The organism is Amnibacterium soli, from assembly GCF_039544415.1.
In the GTDB taxonomy this organism is placed as follows: Bacteria; Actinomycetota; Actinomycetes; order Actinomycetales; family Microbacteriaceae; genus Amnibacterium; species Amnibacterium soli.
Map to the genome: position 1 here is coordinate 161,415 of NZ_BAABLP010000002.1, position 16,071 is coordinate 177,485.

Genomic DNA, 16,071 nt, shown 5'->3' on the forward strand with positions numbered 1-16,071 from the left:
GCGGGTTCTGGGGAAGGGGTCGGCGTGTCGCCGGTGCGCACGCTACCGATGTGCGGTGAACGGGCGTCGCCCGCTCCATCCGCTCAGCGGAAGCGCCCGGCGGACGCTCAGAAGACGAAGCCCTCGGAGAACGGGTCGGAGGGGTCGAGCAGGTACTCGGCACGACCGGTGATCCACGCCCTGCCGGTGACCGTCGGCACGATCGCCGGCCGTCCCGCGACGGTGGTCTCGGCGACGATCCGCCCGATGAAGCGGCTGCCGATGAACGACTCGTTCACGAAGTCCGCACCGAGGCCGAGCTCGCCCCGCGTGTGCAGCTCGGCCATCCGCGCCGACGTGCCGGTGCCGCACGGCGACCGGTCGAACCAGCCGGGGTGGATCGCCATCGCGTGCCGCGACAGCCGGGCGTCGGAGCCGGGTGCGATGAACTCGACGTGGTGGCAGTGGTCCACGCCCGCGATCTCCGGGTGGGAGGGCGGCGCCTGCTCGTTGATCGCTGCCATGATCGCGAGGCCCGCCTCGACGACGTCCCGCTGACGGCTGCGGTCGAACGGCAGCCCGACGGCGTCGAGGTCGACGAGGGCGTAGAAGTTGCCGCCGAACGCGAGGCTGTACGGCACCGCGCCCAGCCCGGGCACCTCGATCACCGCGTCGAGCCGGTCGGTCCAGCTCGGCACGTTCTCGATCGTGACCGCGTCGGCGTGCCCGTCGGACACGGCGACGGACGCGATCACCAGCCCGGCGGGGGTGTCGAGCCGGATCGTCGTGACCGGCTCGACCACCTCCACGAGCCGCTCCTCGACGAGCACGGTCGCGAGGCCGATGGTGCCGTGGCCGCACATCGGCAGGCAGCCGGAGACCTCGATGTAGACGACGCCCCAGTCGCAGTCGGCGCGGGTGGGGCGCTGCAGGATCGCGCCGCTCATCGCCGGGTGGCCGCGCGGCTCGTCCATCAGGAAGTGGCGCAGGTGGTCGAGGTGCGCCATGAAGTGCAGGCGCCGCTCGTTCATCGTGTCGCCCGGGATCTCGCCGATGCCGTCGAGCACGACCCGCGTCGGCATGCCCTCGGTGTGCGAGTCGACCGCGCGGATCCGGCGGATCGGGGTCATCGGCGCAGGGAGGCGCCCGCGGCGAGCGCGCGCTCCGTGTCGCGGCGGATCACCGCGCGCTGCGCCTCGGACAGCGGGCCGCGCGGCGGCCGGGTCGGCCCGCCGGTGCTCTCGCCCGTGACGTCGACGGAGAACTTGATGGCCTGCACGAACTCGGTCTTCGAGTCCCAGGCGAAGACCGGCGCCATCTCGTCGAAGAGCGTGCGCGCCTCGGCCACGCGGTCGGCCGCGAGCAGCTCGTAGAGGCGGACCGCCTCGCGCGGGAACGCGTTCGGGTAGCCGGCGAACCAGCCCGTCGCACCGGCCACGAGCGCCTCGAAGAGCAGGTCGTCCGCACCCGCGATCACGGCGATGTCGCAGCGATCGCGGATCTCCCGCACCCGCCGCGCGTCCAGCGAGAACTCCTTGATCGCGACGACGTTCGGCAGCTCGGCGAGCTCGGCCACCAGGTCCGGCACCAGGTCGACCTTCGTGTCGATCGGGTTGTTGTACATCATGATCGGCAGGCCGACCTCGTCCACCTTGCGGTAGTGGGTCAGCACCTCCTCGCGGTTCGCCCGGTAGAGCGTCGGCGGCAGCAGGAGCACGCCGTCGGCCCCGTCCTCGGCCGCCGCCTCGGCCCAGCCGCGCGCCTGGTGCCAGCCGACGCCGTGCACGCCGGCGACGACGAGGCCGCGGTCGCCGACCGCCTCGCGGGCGACGCGCACGACCTGGCGCCGCTCCGCGTCGGTGAGGGAGGAGTACTCGCCGAGCGAGCCGTTCGGGCCGACGCCGCGGCAGCCGTTGTCGATCAGCCACGAGCAGTGCGCGGCGTATGCGTCGTAGTCGACGGCGAGGCCCGCGGGCGCGTCGTCATCGGGTCGGAAGGGCAGCGTGGTCGCGACGATGACGCCGCCGAGGTCGAGGGTCATGGGGCGGGGCTCCTTGTCGCAGCGGCGGCGCCGAGCAGATGCCGGCGTAGTGGAATATTACTCGGCGGCCGACTCCGGCGACCCGGCCCACCAGCCGGTGGTGTGCCCGATGTGGCGGCGCATCACGGCCTCCGCGGCGTCACCGTCGCCGGCCTCGATCGCGTCGAGCAGCTCGTCGTGCTCGGCCGCGGACGCCGCCAGCTCCTCCGAGCCCACCAGCGCGGCGAGGCCGGGGAGGCGCGTCCGGGCGCGCAGGTCGTCGACCACGGCGGTGAGCATGGGGTTCCCGGTCAGATCGGTGAGGGCGAGGTGGAACCGCCGGTCCTCCTCGAGGTAGGCCTCCAGGTCTCCGGCCGCGGCGGACGCCGCGATGCGGGCCGCCCCCTCGCGCGCACCGTCGAGACCCGGCCGCGCGTCGGCGAGCGCCCGCATCGCGGGCGGCTCCAGCAGCTCGCGCACGGCGGCGACGTGCTCCGCGTGCGCGGCGTCGACCGCCGTCACGACGAATCCCCGGTTGCGCGCGGGCTGCACGAAGCCCCGGCGCTGCAGCTCGAGCACCGCCTCCCGCACCGGCGTCGCGGAGACGCCGAACTCCTCGGCGAGCACGGGCACCGTCAGCAGGGTCCCGGCGGGCACGACGCCGGCGGCGATGCGCGCACCGAGCGCGCGCTCGACGCGGGCCCGGATGGTGTCGCCCTCGCTCATCGGCCCTCCCGTCCTCCGCTCGTCCACCTCACGCCTCGGGTCCAGAGACCCGGGCGTACCGTGCCGACCGATCGCTCGCGGCTGCGCCGCGGCGCAGCGACACGCAGAAGGAGCCTGACATGTCCGGACTCGACGTCCTCTTCCTCGGCGGCACGGGGATCATCAGCACGGCGAGCGTCCGGCTGGCGGTGGAGCGCGGCCACAACGTGACCGTGCTGAACCGCGGGCGGACGTCGAGCCGCACGGTGCCCGATGCCGTGGAGCACCTCGTCGGCGACGTGTCCGACCCGGCGAGCGTCGACTCGGCGATCGGCGACCGGCAGTTCGACGTCGTCGCCCAGTTCCGCGCCTTCACCCCCGACACGGTCTCGAGCGACATCGCGCGCTTCACCGGCCGCACGGGCCAGTACGTCTTCATCTCGAGCGCGTCCGCGTACCAGAAGCCGCCCGCCTCCATCCCGGTGACGGAGTCGACGCCGCTGAAGAACCCGTTCTGGCAGTACTCGCGCGACAAGATCGCCTGCGAGGACGTGCTCGTCGCCGCCGACCGCGACGACGACTTCCCGATGACGATCGTCCGACCGAGCCACACCTACGACGAGTCGCTGATCCCGACGACGGGCGGCTGGACGGACATCGCGCGGATGCGCGCCGGCAAGCCGGTCGTCGTGCACGGCGACGGCACGACGCCCTGGACGCTGACGCACAGCGACGACTTCGCGGTCGGCTTCGTCGGGCTGTTCGGGCGCCCGGAGTCGCTCGGCAACGCGTACACGATCACCGGGGAGTCGGCCCCGACCTGGAACCAGGTCTACACGTGGCTCGGGCGCGCGGCCGGGGTCGAGCCGCAGCTCGTGCACGTCGCGAGCGAGCGCATCGCCCGCGAGCTGCCGGAGATCGGCGCCGGCCTCGTCGGCGACAAGGCGCACGCGATGCTGTTCGACACCACGAAGCTGCGCCGCCTCGTGCCGGAGTTCGCGACGACGGTGCCGTACGCGGAAGGCGCCCGCCGCCAGATCGCCTGGTACGACGCGCACCCCGAGGCGCAGGTCGTCGACGAGCAGCTCGACGCGGCCTTCGACCGGCTGGCCGAGCTGGGCTGACCCGCAGACGTCCGACCGGAGCGCCGCTCCTCCTCCGGGAGGGGCGGCGCTCCGCTGCATCCGGGTCCTCGCGGATCCGCAGGACCTCCGCGGTTCCGCACTGCCGACCCGAATTCGGCTCCGCACGGGCGAGCGCCGGCGCGTCGACCGGGTCCTGCGGATCCGCGAACCGAGGGACCCGCCTGCGATCCGATCTGTACTTCTGTGGGTTCTGCTTCTAAGCTCACCGAAACGAAGATCGTTCGCGGCGACGCGGGCGACGAGCCGACCAGCGCAGGACGGGCCCATGTACGCGACGGAGCGACACGCACGGATCATCGACGAGCTCGACTCCGCGGGCCGGGTCTCCGTCGCCACGCTCTCCCGCACCCTCGACGTCACCGCCGAGACGATCCGCCGCGACCTCGACGCGCTCGAGGCGGCCGGAGCGCTGCGCCGCGTCCACGGCGGCGCCGTGCGCCGGGCGGGCCTGGTGGAGCTGGACCTGGGGGAGCGGGAGCGCCGCAACAGCCCCGCGAAGCGCGCCATCGCGAAGGCCGCGCTCGACCTGCTCGTGCACGCCGCACCCGCTGCCGTCGCGGTCGACGCCGGCACCACCACCCGCGCCTTCGCGGACCTGCTCGCCGAGCACGTGCCCGCCGAGGGGCTGCTCGACGTCGTCACCCACGCCGTGCCGATCGTGCTGCGGCTGCAGGACAACCGCGCCCTGACCGTGCACGCCGTCGGCGGCGTCGTGCGGCCCGAGACCTCCGCGGCCGTCGGGCTGCCCGCGCTCGACGGCTTCGCCCGGGTGCGCTGCGACCTCGCCTTCATCGGCGCGAACGGGCTCTCCGCGGGGTTCGGCCTCTCCACCCCGGACGAGCGGGAGGCGGCCGTGAAGACCGCGATCGTCCGCTCCTCCCGCCGCACCGTGGCGCTCGTCGACTCCTCGAAGCACGGCGAGGAGTCGTTCGTGCGCTTCGCCGACCTCGCCGACCTCGACGTCCTCGTCACCGACCGCGCGCCGGACGCCGAGCTCGCCGCCGCGCTCGAGGCGGCGGGCGTCGAGGTCGTCCTTGCCTGATCCGTTCCACGCCCCCAAGCACCGACACGAAGGAGTGCCCCCGATGCCCGCCCTCATCACCCGAGACCTGGTCGTGCTCGACGCCGACCTCGGCCCCGACCGCAGCGACGTGATCCGCGCGCTCGCCGCGCTCGTCGTCGACGCCGGCCGCGCGAGCGCCGTCGACTCGCTCTACGCCGACGCGTGGGCCCGCGAGCAGAAGACCGACACGGGCGTGCCCGGCGGGATCGCGATCCCGCACTGCCGCTCGGCCGCCGTCACCGAGCCGACCCTCGCGATGGTCCGCCTCCGCCCGCCCGTCTCCTTCGGCGCGTTCGACGGCCCCGCGGACGTCGTCTTCTTCATCGCCGCGCCCGACGGCGCGGACCAGCTGCACCTGCAGCTGCTGTCGAAGCTCGCCCGGTCGCTCATCGACGAGGAGTTCACCGCCGCGCTCCGCGCCGCGCGCACGCCCGACGACGTCGTCGCGCTCGTCGAGCGCGCGACGGCAGACGAGCCCGCGGCGGCGCCGACCGCCGCCGCCCCGCCCGTCTCCGGCCGCCCGCTGCTGGTCGGGATCACCTCCTGCGCCACCGGCATCGCGCACACCTACATGGCCGCCGACGCCCTGACCAACGCCGCGAAGAAGCTCGGGGTCGACCTGCACGTCGAGACCCAGGGGTCCGCGGGCATGACCCCGCTCGACCCCGACCTGATCCGCCGGGCCGACGCCGTGATCTTCGCCAACGACGTGGACGTCCGCGACCGCGGCCGGTTCGCCGGCAAGCCCGTCGTGCAGGCGCCCGTGAAGCGCGGCATCGACCACCCCGACGACATGATCCGGGAGGCGCTGGCCGCGGCGAAGGACCCGAGTGCCGCCCGCGTGCAGGGCGGCGGCGAGGGCACGGCCACCGCCACCGGCGCCCGGGCCGCGAGCCCCGGCGCCGAGATCAAGCGCATCCTGCTAACCGGCGTCAGCTACATGATCCCGTTCGTCGCGGGCGGCGGTCTGCTCATCGCGATCGGCTTCCTGCTCGCCGGCATCGGCTCCGGCATCGACGGCTACAGGATCGTGCTGCCCGGTGCCGGCACGAGCACCGGCGGGCTCGCCTACAACGACTGGGCGCTGCAGAAGTACACGCTGTTCGACCTGCCGCCGCAGGGGCTGCTGTTCTACCTCGGCGCCGCCGCGTCGAAGATCGGCCAGCTGAGCCTCGGCTTCCTCGTCCCCGCGCTCGCGGGCTACATCGCCTACGCGATCGCGGACCGCCCCGGCATCGCCCCGGGCTTCGTGGTCGGCGCGGTCTCCGGCTACCTCGGCGCCGGCTTCATCGGCGGCATCGTCGGCGGCCTGCTCGCCGGCTACGCGGCCCGCCTGATCGGCCGCCCCGCGGTGCCGCGCTGGCTCCGCGGCCTGATGCCCGTCGTGATCATCCCGCTCGGCGCCTCGATCATCGCGTCCGGCCTGATGCTGCTCGTGCTCGGCGGCCCGATCGCCGCGCTGACGAAGAGCCTGAACGACGCGCTGACCGGCCTGTCCGGGGGCGCCGCGATCCTGCTCGGCGTGATCCTCGGCCTGATGATGTGCTTCGACCTCGGCGGGCCGATCAACAAGGTGGCGTACGCCTTCGCGGTCGCCGGCCTCACCGGCGGCACGACGGCGAGCCTGCAGATCATGGCGACGGTGATGGCGGCCGGCATGGTCCCGCCGCTCGGCATGGCCTTCGCCTCCACCGTGCTCTACCGCAGGGGCTTCACCGAGGTGGAGCGCGAGAACGGGGCCGCCGCCTGGCTGCTCGGCGCCTCGTTCATCTCCGAGGGCGCGATCCCGTTCGCCGCCGCGGACCCGCTGCGCGTCATCCCGTCGAACCTCATCGGGGGCGCCATCACCGGCGCGCTGACGATGGCCTTCGGCATCACGAGCCGCGCGCCCCACGGCGGGATCTTCGTGTTCTTCGCGATCAACAACCCGGTCGCGTGGATCGCGGCGATCCTCATCGGCGCCGCGGTGACGGGCTTCGTGCTCGTCGCGCTCAAGCGCTTCGTCGGCCCGCGCGTCGCGCAGCCGATCGAGGAGCCCTCGCTGACCGGATCGGCGCAGCCGGTCGCGGCCTGACCGTTCGCGGAGGGGGCCCGGGAGTCGTCTCCCGGGCCCCGACCGTCCGGGCGCGGGTCGTTACGGTTGCTGCATGACGGAAGCGCCTCCGGGACCGCCGCCCGGACCCCGGGATCCGGCCGACGGCTGGGTGGACCTGCCCGACGGGAGGCGCTTCTGGGGCCGCGCCGGCGCCGCCGGGCTGCTCGTCGTCGCGCCCGACGGGTCGGTGCTGCTGCAGCACCGCGTGGGCTGGAGCCACTTCGGCGGCACGTGGGGCCTGCCCGGCGGTGCACGGCACGTGGGGGAGTCCTCCCTCGACGGAGCGCTGCGCGAGGCCCACGAGGAGACCGGCATCGAGCTGGCGCTGCTGCGCCCGCGCTTCGCCGTGCGGCTCGACCTCGACGTCTGGAGCTACACGACCGTCGCGGTCGCGGCCCCCTCCGCCCTGCCCGTCTCGGTCACCGACCGCGAGAGCACCGCGCTGGAGTGGGTGCCCGCCGACGAGGTCGAGCAGCGCGACCTGCACCCGGGCTTCGCCTCGGCGTGGCCCCGCCTCCGCCCCGCCCTCGCGGCACCGGACCCCGTGCTCGTCGTCGACGCGGCGAACGTGGTCGGCAGCCGCCCGGACGGCTGGTGGAAGGACCGCCCGGGCGCGGCCGCGCGGCTGCTCGACGCCCTCGGGGCGCTCGCCGTCGACGGCACCCCGGTGGAGCCGGGCGAGGGCGTGCTGCCGGTCGTGCGCCGCTGGCCGCGGATCGTCGCGGTGCTGGAGGGGAGGGCGAACGACGCGCAGGACGCCGCCGCCGTGGAGGTCGTGCGGTCGAGCGGGTCCGGCGACGACGAGATCGTGGCGCAGGTGCGGCGGTTCGCGGGCTCACCGGTCACCGTCGTCACCGCGGACCGCGGTCTCGGCGACCGGGTGCGGGCGCTCGGCGCCGAGACCGCCGGACCCGGGCGGCTGCTCGCGCTGCTCGACGCCTGACGGACGGGGTCAGGCGGGCTGTGCGGCGCCGATCCGCCACCCGGCGAGCCGCGCCACCTGCGCGTCGCGGTCGTCCTGCAGCTCGCGCACGCGCTCCTCGGGCAGCGTCGGGTTCAGCACCGCCCAGCAGCGCACGCGGGCGTCGCGGTCGCGGCTCAGCGTCGCGACCAGCTCGGGCGGCGTCGCCTCGTTCTTCGCGACCTCGCCCCGCACCGCGGCGTCCCGGTCGGCGGCCAGCGCCTCCAGCAGGTCCTGCGGCGCGTGGAGGTTCGACGCGACGCTCTGGCGGATGCTCGCCCGGTCGTGCGCCGCCAGCAGCCGGAGCCGCGCGATCTTGCTCTCGGTCACCGGCGGGGAGAGGTGGAGGATCGCCTGGTCGCCCGCCTCGAGGGCCGCGGCGTCGTGCCGCATGGCCTCCCGCTGGGCGTTCGTGTTGAACCGGATGCACGACATGGGAGGGACGCTATCCGTCGCCCCCGACGGACCGTCGCATCCGGTCGAAACGGGGGGCAGACGACACGCCGAGGGCGTCCGCTAGCCTGGTCCGCCATGAGGAGGTCGCCGTATGGTCGATGAACGCGACGGTCGCCCCCGCAGGCGACGCGAGGAGCCTTCGAGCGCACCCGAGACGACGGCGTCGTTCGGGTACGAGTTCGGATCCCGCATCGCAGAGCTCACCGGGACCTCCGCGGAGGAGCAGGCCGCGGTCAGCGCCCTGCCCAGCGGGTCCGCGCTGCTCGTGGTGCGTCGAGGCCCGAACGTGGGCGCCCGGTTCCTGCTCGACCAGGACGAGACGACTGCCGGGCGCCACCCGTCGGCCGACATCTTCCTCGACGACGTCACCGTCTCGCGCCGCCACGCGCAGTTCCTGCGCCACGGCACCGCGTTCGAGGTCAAGGACCTCGGCAGCCTGAACGGCACGTTCTTCGACGGCGTCCGCATCGAGACGGCGCTGCTGTCCGACGGCGCGGAGGTGCAGATCGGCAAGTTCCGGCTCACCTTCTACGCGTCGCGACTGGACCTCGCCGGGATCGCGGCCCGATGAGCACGGCGCTGCCCGAGCGCCGGGAGCCGGCGACCGCGACGGGCGTCATCTCCATCGGGCAGGTGCTCGCGAAGCTCGAGCCGGACTTCCCCGAGCTGTCCCCGTCGAAGCTCCGCTTCCTCGAGGACCGCGGGCTGATCCACCCGGCGCGCACCGCCTCCGGGTACCGCAGCTTCTCCGCGAGCGACATCGACCGGATCAAGCTCGTGCTGCAGATGCAGCGCGACCACTACCTGCCGCTGAAGGTCATCCGGCGCTACCTCGCCGACCTCGACGCGGGCCGCAACCCGGAGTGGCCGGGCACGGCGACCGGCGCGATCTCGATCCTCGGGACCGAGCGCCGTTGGACGCGCGACGAGCTGCTCGCGGAGTCGCAGGCCGGCCTCGACCTGCTCGGCGACGCGGTCGCGACGGGCCTGATGCCCGCGGCCGAGCTGTACGACGAGCACGACGTCGCGACGCTGAAGGCCCTCGCCGACCTCCGTGCCGCCGGCATCGAGCCGCGGCACCTCCGCGCGATGCGCATCGCGGTCGAGCGGGAGCTCGAGCTCGTCGCGAACGCGCTCCTGCCGCTGCGCCGGCGGGCCGACTCCGCGAGTCGGCAGCACGCCGACGAGCGGGCGAACGAGCTCGCGGGCGACCTCGAGACCATCCGCTCCGCGCTCGTGAAGCGTGCTCTCGAGAAGCACGCGTCCTGATCGCGATGCCCGCCGCAGCGCTCGACACGCCGGATCCCATGGACCGGATGTCGTTGCCTGTGCAGGGGGCTGTCTGTAGCGTGAGCCCCAGAACGCGACTCCGCTGCCCGCGGAGACCCGCGTGGGGGGTGGAAGGCAGTCCAAATTGACTGAGGTGAATCGGAGTGAAGACCGATACGACCTCGGCTTGCTGTTCACGGACGGCATGCCGGAGTTGGACGACTCGGCAGGGTACCGCGGTGTCATCGCCGCGCGCGCTGCCGGGATCACGTATCGGCAGCTCGACTACTGGGCCCGCACCGGCCTCGTGGAGCCCACGATCCGTGGCGCGGCCGGCAGCGGTTCGCAGCGGCTCTACGGGTTCCGCGACATCCTGGTGCTGAAGCTGGTCAAACGGCTTCTGGACACGGGCATCTCGCTACAGCAGATTCGCACGGCGGTGGAGCAGCTCCGTAATTGGGGGATTACGGATCTCGCGCAGACCACGCTGATGTCGGACGGCGCGAGCGTCTACCTGTGCACCTCCAAGGAGGAGATCTTTGACGTGCTCCAGCGCGGCCAGGGCGTCTTCGGCATCGCCGTGGGCAAGGTCCTGACCGACGTGCAGTCGGACCTGGTCCAGCTCGAGTCCGAGCAGGCCGACCCGATGGACGAGCTCGCCCTCCGTCGCGCGCAGCGGGCCGTCTAGCCCGGACGACTTCCGTCGAGCCCCGCCCCGTGAGGGACGGGGCTCGACGTCGTCCACCCGCGGCGGGCTGCCGGCGGCCCGTCCCACGCGCTCGCGCGATCGCCGTGGCGGGACGCGGTCGGCATGCGCACCGCGCGTCGCCGCGAGTACCGCGCAGCGCTCGGAGGAGCGTGCGACGCCGGCGTCCCCGCACGGCCCGGACCGGAGCCCCGCAGCAGTCGACCGCAGGGCGTGCCGGTGAGCGCCGCGCGGTCCCGCGGCCTCGTGCGGTGCGCATGCGGAGCGCGCTCCGCCGTGGAGACCGCGCGTCCTCCGGAGGAGCGACGCCGGCAGGACCGCGCGAGCGCGGCCGTCGGCTCAGGCGGAGCGGCCCGCCTGCATCTGCGTGGGGATCTCGGAGGTCGCGAACTCGCCGACCCGTCCGGTGCGCAGCACGCGGTCGAGCAGCTGGTCGAACATGCGCGCCAGCTCCTGGGCGCTCTCGCCGGGCCAGACGTGCAGCGGCTTCGCGGCGCCCTGCGCCTGCTGCAGCGACGTGCGCTCGGGCAGCTGCGGGCTCAGCACGAGCGGCCCGAACATGTCGCGCAGCTCCTTGATGCGGAACTGGTGCTCGAGGCTCTGCATGCGGGCCCGGTTCACGATGATGCCGAGCGGCTGGAGGCGAGGCGACAGGCCCCGGCGGATCTCCTCGATCGCGCGCAGCGCCCGGTCGGCGGCGGCGACGGAGAACAGGCCCGGCTCGGTGACGACCGAGACGCGGTCCGAGGCGGCCCAGGCGGTGCGCGTCAGGGCGTTGAGCGACGGCGCGCAGTCGACGAGCACGAGGTCGTACTCCGCCTCGACGTGCGCGAGCGCCTCCTCGAGCTTCCAGATGTCCCGGACCGACGGGTGCGGCCCGTCGAAGTTGATGGCGGCGGGCGACCCGACCATGACGTCGACGACGCCGCCCCGGCCGCGGGTCCAGCCCGACGGCGTGATCGCCGCGCGGACGACCTTCTCCTTCGGGCTCGCGAGGACGTCGGCGACGTTGACGGCCGCCACGGGCACGTCCATGCCGGTCGACACGTCGGCCTGCGGGTCGAGATCGACGACGAGGGTCGAGACGCCGCGGGCGAACGCCGCGGAGGCCAGCCCGAGCGTCACCGTGGTCTTCCCGACCCCGCCCTTGAGGGAGCTGACGCTCAGCACATGCACGGCGACAGAGTAGCCGGGAAGGCCCACCGGGCCCGGTCAACGCCGCGCCCATGACACGCGAAGGCGGCTCCCTGTTCACGGAGATCCGCGTGCACGATCGGCGCGGCGTCGCGGTCCGCTGCGGAACCCGGCGGGGCATCGCGCAGGTGGAGGCGCAGCGCTCCTGCTCGTCGTCGACCGCGGACGCCCTCCGCACCCGCCGACCCGTCGCGCACGCCGCCCGCCCGGCGGGCGCCGTCGGTGCGCTGGTGCAGACTTGCCGTGCGCCACGACCCCGGCGCGAGCCCCGACACCCCGGGGTACCGCCTCGTCGAAGGGGCTCGGCCGCCGCGCCGTGCCGCTTCCGGGGGGCGGCGAAGTCTCAAGTTAGAGTCGAAGCATCGACCCGCTCGAGGAAGTGACGCCGTGGCGAACAAGCGCGTGAAGCCGGACACCCTTGGTGACCTGCTCGACGGCCCCCGACTGGACGAGGCCGCCGAGCACACCGACGGACCCGTCCAGGTGGCCCTGGTCACCCGTGCCGCGGGCACCGACCTGTCGACGATGAACCTGTCGTCGCTGATCCGCGTGCCCCCGCTGCAGCAGCACCCGTCGATCGAGATCGACCTGCCGCCGCTGCCGAAGTCGGACGTGCCGGAGGACGAGGCCGCCGTCGCGATCGACGACGTCGCGGTCGACCCGGGCGCCCTCGCAGCCGCGACGTCCAGCGTCGAGATCGTGCCGGGGAACACCGGCGAGCAGCCGCTGCACGGCGGCCCGGCCACCGGCTCCTTCACCCGCGGCGCCACGGGCTCCTTCCCGCGCGCGACCGGCCCCCTGCCCCGCACGACCGGGGCCCTGCCGCGCACCACCGGGTCCTCGCCGGCCCCGCGCCGCACCGGCAGCGCCTACGACGCCCTGCTCGGCGGCCCCGTCGTGCCGCCCGCCGCGTTCGGCGGCCACCGCCCGGGCGCGACGGGGGAGATGCCGCGCCTCGACGGCGCCGGCTCCGCGACCCGCCGCGAGCGGCGCAACGGCACCCCGACCGCGGGCGAGCCCGAGTCCGCCGCGATGCTGACGGCCGACCGCCTGATCGAGAACGGCGGCCGCGTCCGCGAGAAGCCGACGGGCGCCTGGAACAAGTTCGTGTACGCGGCGACGCTGCACAAGCTGAACCTGGGCGACTCGGCGGACGAGCGCGTGCGCAAGGACGAGATCGCGCGCATCGCGAAGCCCTACGAGGGCGGCACCCGCTTCGTGCCGGTGCTGACCCGCAAGGGCGGCGTCGGCAAGACGACGGTGACGACGCTGCTCGGCATGACCATGGCGACCCTCCGCGAGGACCGCATCATCGCGATCGACGCGAACCCGGACCGCGGCACGCTGTCCGAGCGCGTCACCAAGCAGACCCGCGCGACGGTGCGCGACGTCGTGACCCGCGCGAACGCCATCGGCGGCTTCACCGACTTCAGCACCCTCGTCTCGCGCGACGAGACCCGCCTCGACATCCTCGCGTCGGACACGGACCCGCTGCTGTCGGAGGCGTTCGACGAGAACGACTACAACGTCGTCGCCGACCTCGCGGCGCGGTTCTACTCGATCGCGCTCACCGACTGCGGCACGGGCATCGTGCACTCCGTCATGCGCGCGACCCTGCAGCGCGCCGACTCGGTCGTCATCGTGTCGGGCGGCAGCGTCGACGAGGCGCGGCTCGCCTCCGAGACCCTCACCTGGCTCGAGGCCAACGGCTACGGCGACCTGGTGGAGAACGCCGTCGTCGCGATCAACACCGCGACCCACGGCACCTCGCTGGTGAAGCTCGACGAGATCGAGTCGCACTTCGCCTCCCGCGTCCGCGACATCGTGCGCATCCCGTACGACCCGCAGCTGGCCGCCGGTTCGGTCGTCGACTACAAGAACCTGAAGCAGACCACGAAGGACGCGGCCCGCACGCTGGCGGCGCTCGTCTCCGACGGCCTGCCGTCCCGCCGCGACGCGTGACCGTCCGGGAGATCCGGCTCTTCGGCGACCCCGTCCTGCGGACGGTCGGCGACCCCGTCGGGCCGGCGACGCCGGCGATCGAGGCGCTGGTGCAGGACCTGCTCGACACCGTGCAGGTGCCGGGCCGGGCCGGTGTCGCGGCGAACCAGATCGGGGTCGCCCTCCGGGCCTTCGCCTACAACGTGGACGGCCGCATCGGGTACCTGCTCGACCCCGAGCTGGTGGAGGTCCGCGGCGAGCCGATCGACTTCGACGAGGGCTGCCTGTCGGTGCCCGACCTCGTGTTCCCGACGAAGCGGTACCCGTGGGCCCGCAGCACCGGCCGCCTCCTGGACGGCTCGACCACCGAGGTGGTCGGCGAGGGCGTGCTCGCGGAGGCGCTGCAGCACGAGCAGGACCACCTCGACGGCCGCCTGTACCTGACGCGCCTGGAGCGCGACGTCCGCCGCGAGGCGATGGCCGAGGTCCGCCGCGCCCCCTGGTTCCGCTGAGCACTGCCGATCCCGAGGAGGGCGGAGGGCTCACCTGGTCCACGGTCCCGTCGGGAACGCAGGACGCCGTGCCGTCTGCAGGCAGGAACCGCCGCTTCCGTCCTCCAGATCCGACTCCGTCCTGCATGCGCGACGCACCTCGCAGGCACGAGCCCGCGCACCCGCGGTCACCGCGGAAGCAGGGCCGTCAGTGCGCCGAAGCGGTGTGCTCCTTCTTCGCCTCCGCGTAGAGGGCGTCGATGTCGCCGGAGCGCTTGTCGAGGATGATGTGGCGCTTGATGCTCATCTTCGGCGTCAGCTCGCCCGACGCCTCGGTGAAGTCGTCGGTGAGGACGCGAAAGGCGCGCACGCCCTCGGCGCGGGAGACGCGGGTGTTCGCCGCGTCGATCGCGCGCTGGATCTCCTCGCGGACGACCGGCAGCTTCGCGGCCTGCTCCATCGAGACCTGCTCCTCGACGCCCTTGTTCTTGAGCCAGGCCGGCAGCATCTCGCCGTCGAGCGTGACGAGCGCGGCGATGAACGGCCGCTGGTCGCCGACGACGACGACCTGGCTGATGATCGGGTTCGCGCGGATCGGGTCCTCGAGCTCGGCCGGCGCCACGTTCTTGCCGCCCGCCGTGACGATGATCTCCTTCTTGCGGCCGGTGATCATCAGGTGGCCGTCGTCGTCGAGCGCGCCGATGTCGCCGGTGCGGAACCAGCCGTCGTCGAACGCCTCCCGGGTCGCCTCCTCGGCGTGGTGGTAGCCGGGGAAGACGCCGATGCCGCGCACCTCGACCTCGCCGTCGGCGCTGATGCGCACCGCGGAACCGGGCAGCGGGCGGCCGACTGTGCCGATCTTCGCGTCCGCCGGCCGGTTCACAGTGAGGGGCGCGGTCGTCTCGGTGAGGCCGTAGCCCTCGAGGATCGTGACGCCGATCGCGCGGTAGAAGTGGTTCAGGCGCTTGCCGAGGGGGGCGGAGCCGGACACCGCCCAGCGGCACCGGCCGCCGAGCACCCCGCGCAGCTTGCGGAACACGAGCGCGTCGGCCGCGCGGTACTGCAGCGCGAGCCCGATGGGCACGTGCCCCTCGGTCTTCGCCTCGGACCAGCGCACGCCGACGTCCGCGGCCCAGCGGAACGCGCCGCCGCGGCCGCCCGCCTCCGCCTTCTGCTCGGCGGAGTTGTAGACCTTCTCGAACACGCGCGGCACCGCGAGGAGGAAGGTGGGGCGGAACGAGCCGAGCGACGGCACGAGCTGCTTCGTGTCGGCCTGGTGCCCGACGCGGACGCCGCCGTAGACCGCGAGCACGGAGATGAACCGCGCGAAGACGTGCGCGAGCGTGACGAACAGCAGGGTGGCGGCCTGCTCGTGCACGACCTCGGGGATGTCGATCGTCACGTTGCGGGTCAGCTCGACGAAGTTGCCGTGCGTGAGCACGCAGCCCTTCGGCTTCCCGGTCGTGCCGGCCGTGTAGATGATCGTCGCGATGTCCGACTCGACGGCGAGCTGGCGGCGGCGCTCGACCTCGTCGTCGGGGACCTCGCGCCCGCCCTGCGCGATCTTGTCCAGGCCGCCGAGGTCCAGCTGCCACACGTGCTGCACGTCGGGCAGGTCGGGCAGCACCTCGTCGACGCGGGTGTAGTGCTCGGCGGTCTCCACGACGATGGCGCAGGCGCCGGAGTCCTCGAGGATGTGCCGCACCTGGTCGGGGGAGCTCGTCTCGTACACCTGCACGACGAGCGCCCCGGCGTACCAGGCGGCGAAGTCGACGACCGACCACTCGTAGCGGGTGGAGGAGAGCAGGCCGATGCGGTCGCCCGGCTCGATGCCCGCGGCGATGAAGCCCTTCGCGACCTCGACGACCTGCGCGCGGAACCGCGCGGCGGTGATCGGCCGCCAGCCGCCGTCCTCCGGCACCTGGAACAGCACGAGGTCCGGCGTGCGCGACGCCCGCTGCGCGAGCAGATCGGCCACGTTCAGTGCCGGTTCCGCCTCCGTGAGGATGCGCGTCTCGGTCTGCTGCACTCGAAGCTCCTTCGCCT

Annotated in this window: 15 protein-coding genes; 9 read left to right on the top strand and 6 right to left on the bottom strand. The window is 73.7% G+C overall.

Features of this window, described 5'->3' with window-relative positions; all coding sequences use genetic code 11:
- Positions 1-107 precede the first annotated feature (107 nt).
- Genes ABEA53_RS04775 through ABEA53_RS04785 form a run of 3 tightly spaced genes read right to left on the bottom strand, consistent with a single transcriptional unit; the run spans position 108 to position 2,725 of the window.
- A complete protein-coding gene (locus ABEA53_RS04775; RefSeq protein ID WP_345479865.1) occupies positions 108-1,109 on the bottom strand; it encodes a proline racemase family protein in 1,002 nt (333 codons plus the stop codon).
- Positions 1,106-2,020 carry a dihydrodipicolinate synthase family protein gene (locus ABEA53_RS04780; protein WP_345479866.1) on the bottom strand — a complete coding sequence of 305 codons (915 nt, stop codon included), beginning with the start codon at positions 2,018-2,020 and terminating at the stop codon, positions 1,106-1,108. Before ABEA53_RS04780 ends, ABEA53_RS04775 begins: the two co-directional genes overlap by 4 nt.
- Positions 2,021-2,077: 57 nt before the next feature.
- On the bottom strand, positions 2,078-2,725 hold the full coding sequence (locus tag ABEA53_RS04785; protein ID WP_345479867.1) for a GntR family transcriptional regulator: 648 nt from the start codon (positions 2,723-2,725) through the stop codon (positions 2,078-2,080).
- 119 nt (positions 2,726-2,844) lie between these two features.
- Between ABEA53_RS04785 and ABEA53_RS04790 the strand changes: the two genes are divergently transcribed.
- From ABEA53_RS04790 to ABEA53_RS04805, 4 genes are all read left to right on the top strand, one after another.
- The gene (locus ABEA53_RS04790; RefSeq protein WP_345479869.1) at positions 2,845-3,828 is read left to right on the top strand and encodes an SDR family oxidoreductase; all 984 of its coding nucleotides are present in this window, start codon (positions 2,845-2,847) and stop codon (positions 3,826-3,828) included.
- 286 nt (positions 3,829-4,114) lie between these two features.
- Positions 4,115-4,891 carry a DeoR/GlpR family DNA-binding transcription regulator gene (locus tag ABEA53_RS04795; RefSeq protein WP_345479870.1) on the top strand — a complete coding sequence of 259 codons (777 nt, stop codon included), beginning with the start codon at positions 4,115-4,117 and terminating at the stop codon, positions 4,889-4,891.
- A 43-nt stretch (positions 4,892-4,934) separates the two neighbouring features.
- Positions 4,935-6,986 carry a PTS fructose transporter subunit IIABC gene (locus tag ABEA53_RS04800; protein WP_345479871.1) on the top strand — a complete coding sequence of 684 codons (2,052 nt, stop codon included), beginning with the start codon at positions 4,935-4,937 and terminating at the stop codon, positions 6,984-6,986.
- Between the two features lie 73 nt (positions 6,987-7,059).
- A complete protein-coding gene (locus ABEA53_RS04805; RefSeq protein WP_345479872.1) occupies positions 7,060-7,950 on the top strand; it encodes an NUDIX domain-containing protein in 891 nt (296 codons plus the stop codon).
- Positions 7,951-7,959: 9 nt separating this feature from the next.
- Here the strand turns inward: ABEA53_RS04805 and ABEA53_RS04810 are convergent, their stop codons facing one another.
- The gene (locus ABEA53_RS04810) at positions 7,960-8,403 is read right to left on the bottom strand and encodes a hypothetical protein (RefSeq protein ID WP_345479873.1); all 444 of its coding nucleotides are present in this window, start codon (positions 8,401-8,403) and stop codon (positions 7,960-7,962) included.
- Between the two features lie 112 nt (positions 8,404-8,515).
- On the opposite strand from ABEA53_RS04810, the gene ABEA53_RS04815 reads away from it, so the two are divergent.
- The 3 genes from ABEA53_RS04815 (at position 8,516) to ABEA53_RS04825 (ending at position 10,381) form a co-directional block, all read left to right on the top strand.
- Positions 8,516-8,995: an FHA domain-containing protein gene (locus tag ABEA53_RS04815; RefSeq protein WP_345479874.1), complete on the top strand. Its 480-nt coding sequence runs from the start codon at positions 8,516-8,518 to the stop codon at positions 8,993-8,995.
- Positions 8,992-9,693 (top strand): transcriptional regulator FtsR, encoded by a 702-nt coding sequence (gene ftsR / locus ABEA53_RS04820; protein ID WP_345479875.1) that lies wholly within the window; start codon positions 8,992-8,994, stop codon positions 9,691-9,693. The genes ABEA53_RS04815 and ftsR overlap by 4 nt, the downstream gene beginning before the upstream one ends.
- Positions 9,694-9,898: 205 nt before the next feature.
- Complete coding sequence (locus ABEA53_RS04825) at positions 9,899-10,381, top strand: MerR family transcriptional regulator (protein WP_345480574.1); 483 nt, start codon at positions 9,899-9,901, stop codon at positions 10,379-10,381.
- 357 nt (positions 10,382-10,738) lie between these two features.
- On the opposite strand, the gene ABEA53_RS04830 is transcribed toward ABEA53_RS04825, so the two are convergent.
- The gene (locus ABEA53_RS04830) at positions 10,739-11,575 is read right to left on the bottom strand and encodes a ParA family protein (RefSeq protein ID WP_345479876.1); all 837 of its coding nucleotides are present in this window, start codon (positions 11,573-11,575) and stop codon (positions 10,739-10,741) included.
- Between the two features lie 405 nt (positions 11,576-11,980).
- Between ABEA53_RS04830 and ABEA53_RS04835 the strand changes: the two genes are divergently transcribed.
- Entirely contained in the window at positions 11,981-13,555 is a 1,575-nt protein-coding gene (locus ABEA53_RS04835) for a MinD/ParA family ATP-binding protein (RefSeq protein WP_345479877.1), read from the top strand.
- Positions 13,552-14,046 (top strand): peptide deformylase, encoded by a 495-nt coding sequence (locus ABEA53_RS04840; protein WP_345479878.1) that lies wholly within the window; start codon positions 13,552-13,554, stop codon positions 14,044-14,046. Before ABEA53_RS04835 ends, ABEA53_RS04840 begins: the two co-directional genes overlap by 4 nt.
- Positions 14,047-14,233: 187 nt before the next feature.
- Here the strand turns inward: ABEA53_RS04840 and ABEA53_RS04845 are convergent, their stop codons facing one another.
- Positions 14,234-16,054 carry an AMP-dependent synthetase/ligase gene (locus ABEA53_RS04845; RefSeq protein ID WP_345479879.1) on the bottom strand — a complete coding sequence of 607 codons (1,821 nt, stop codon included), beginning with the start codon at positions 16,052-16,054 and terminating at the stop codon, positions 14,234-14,236.
- Between the last annotated feature and the right edge of the window lie 17 nt (positions 16,055-16,071).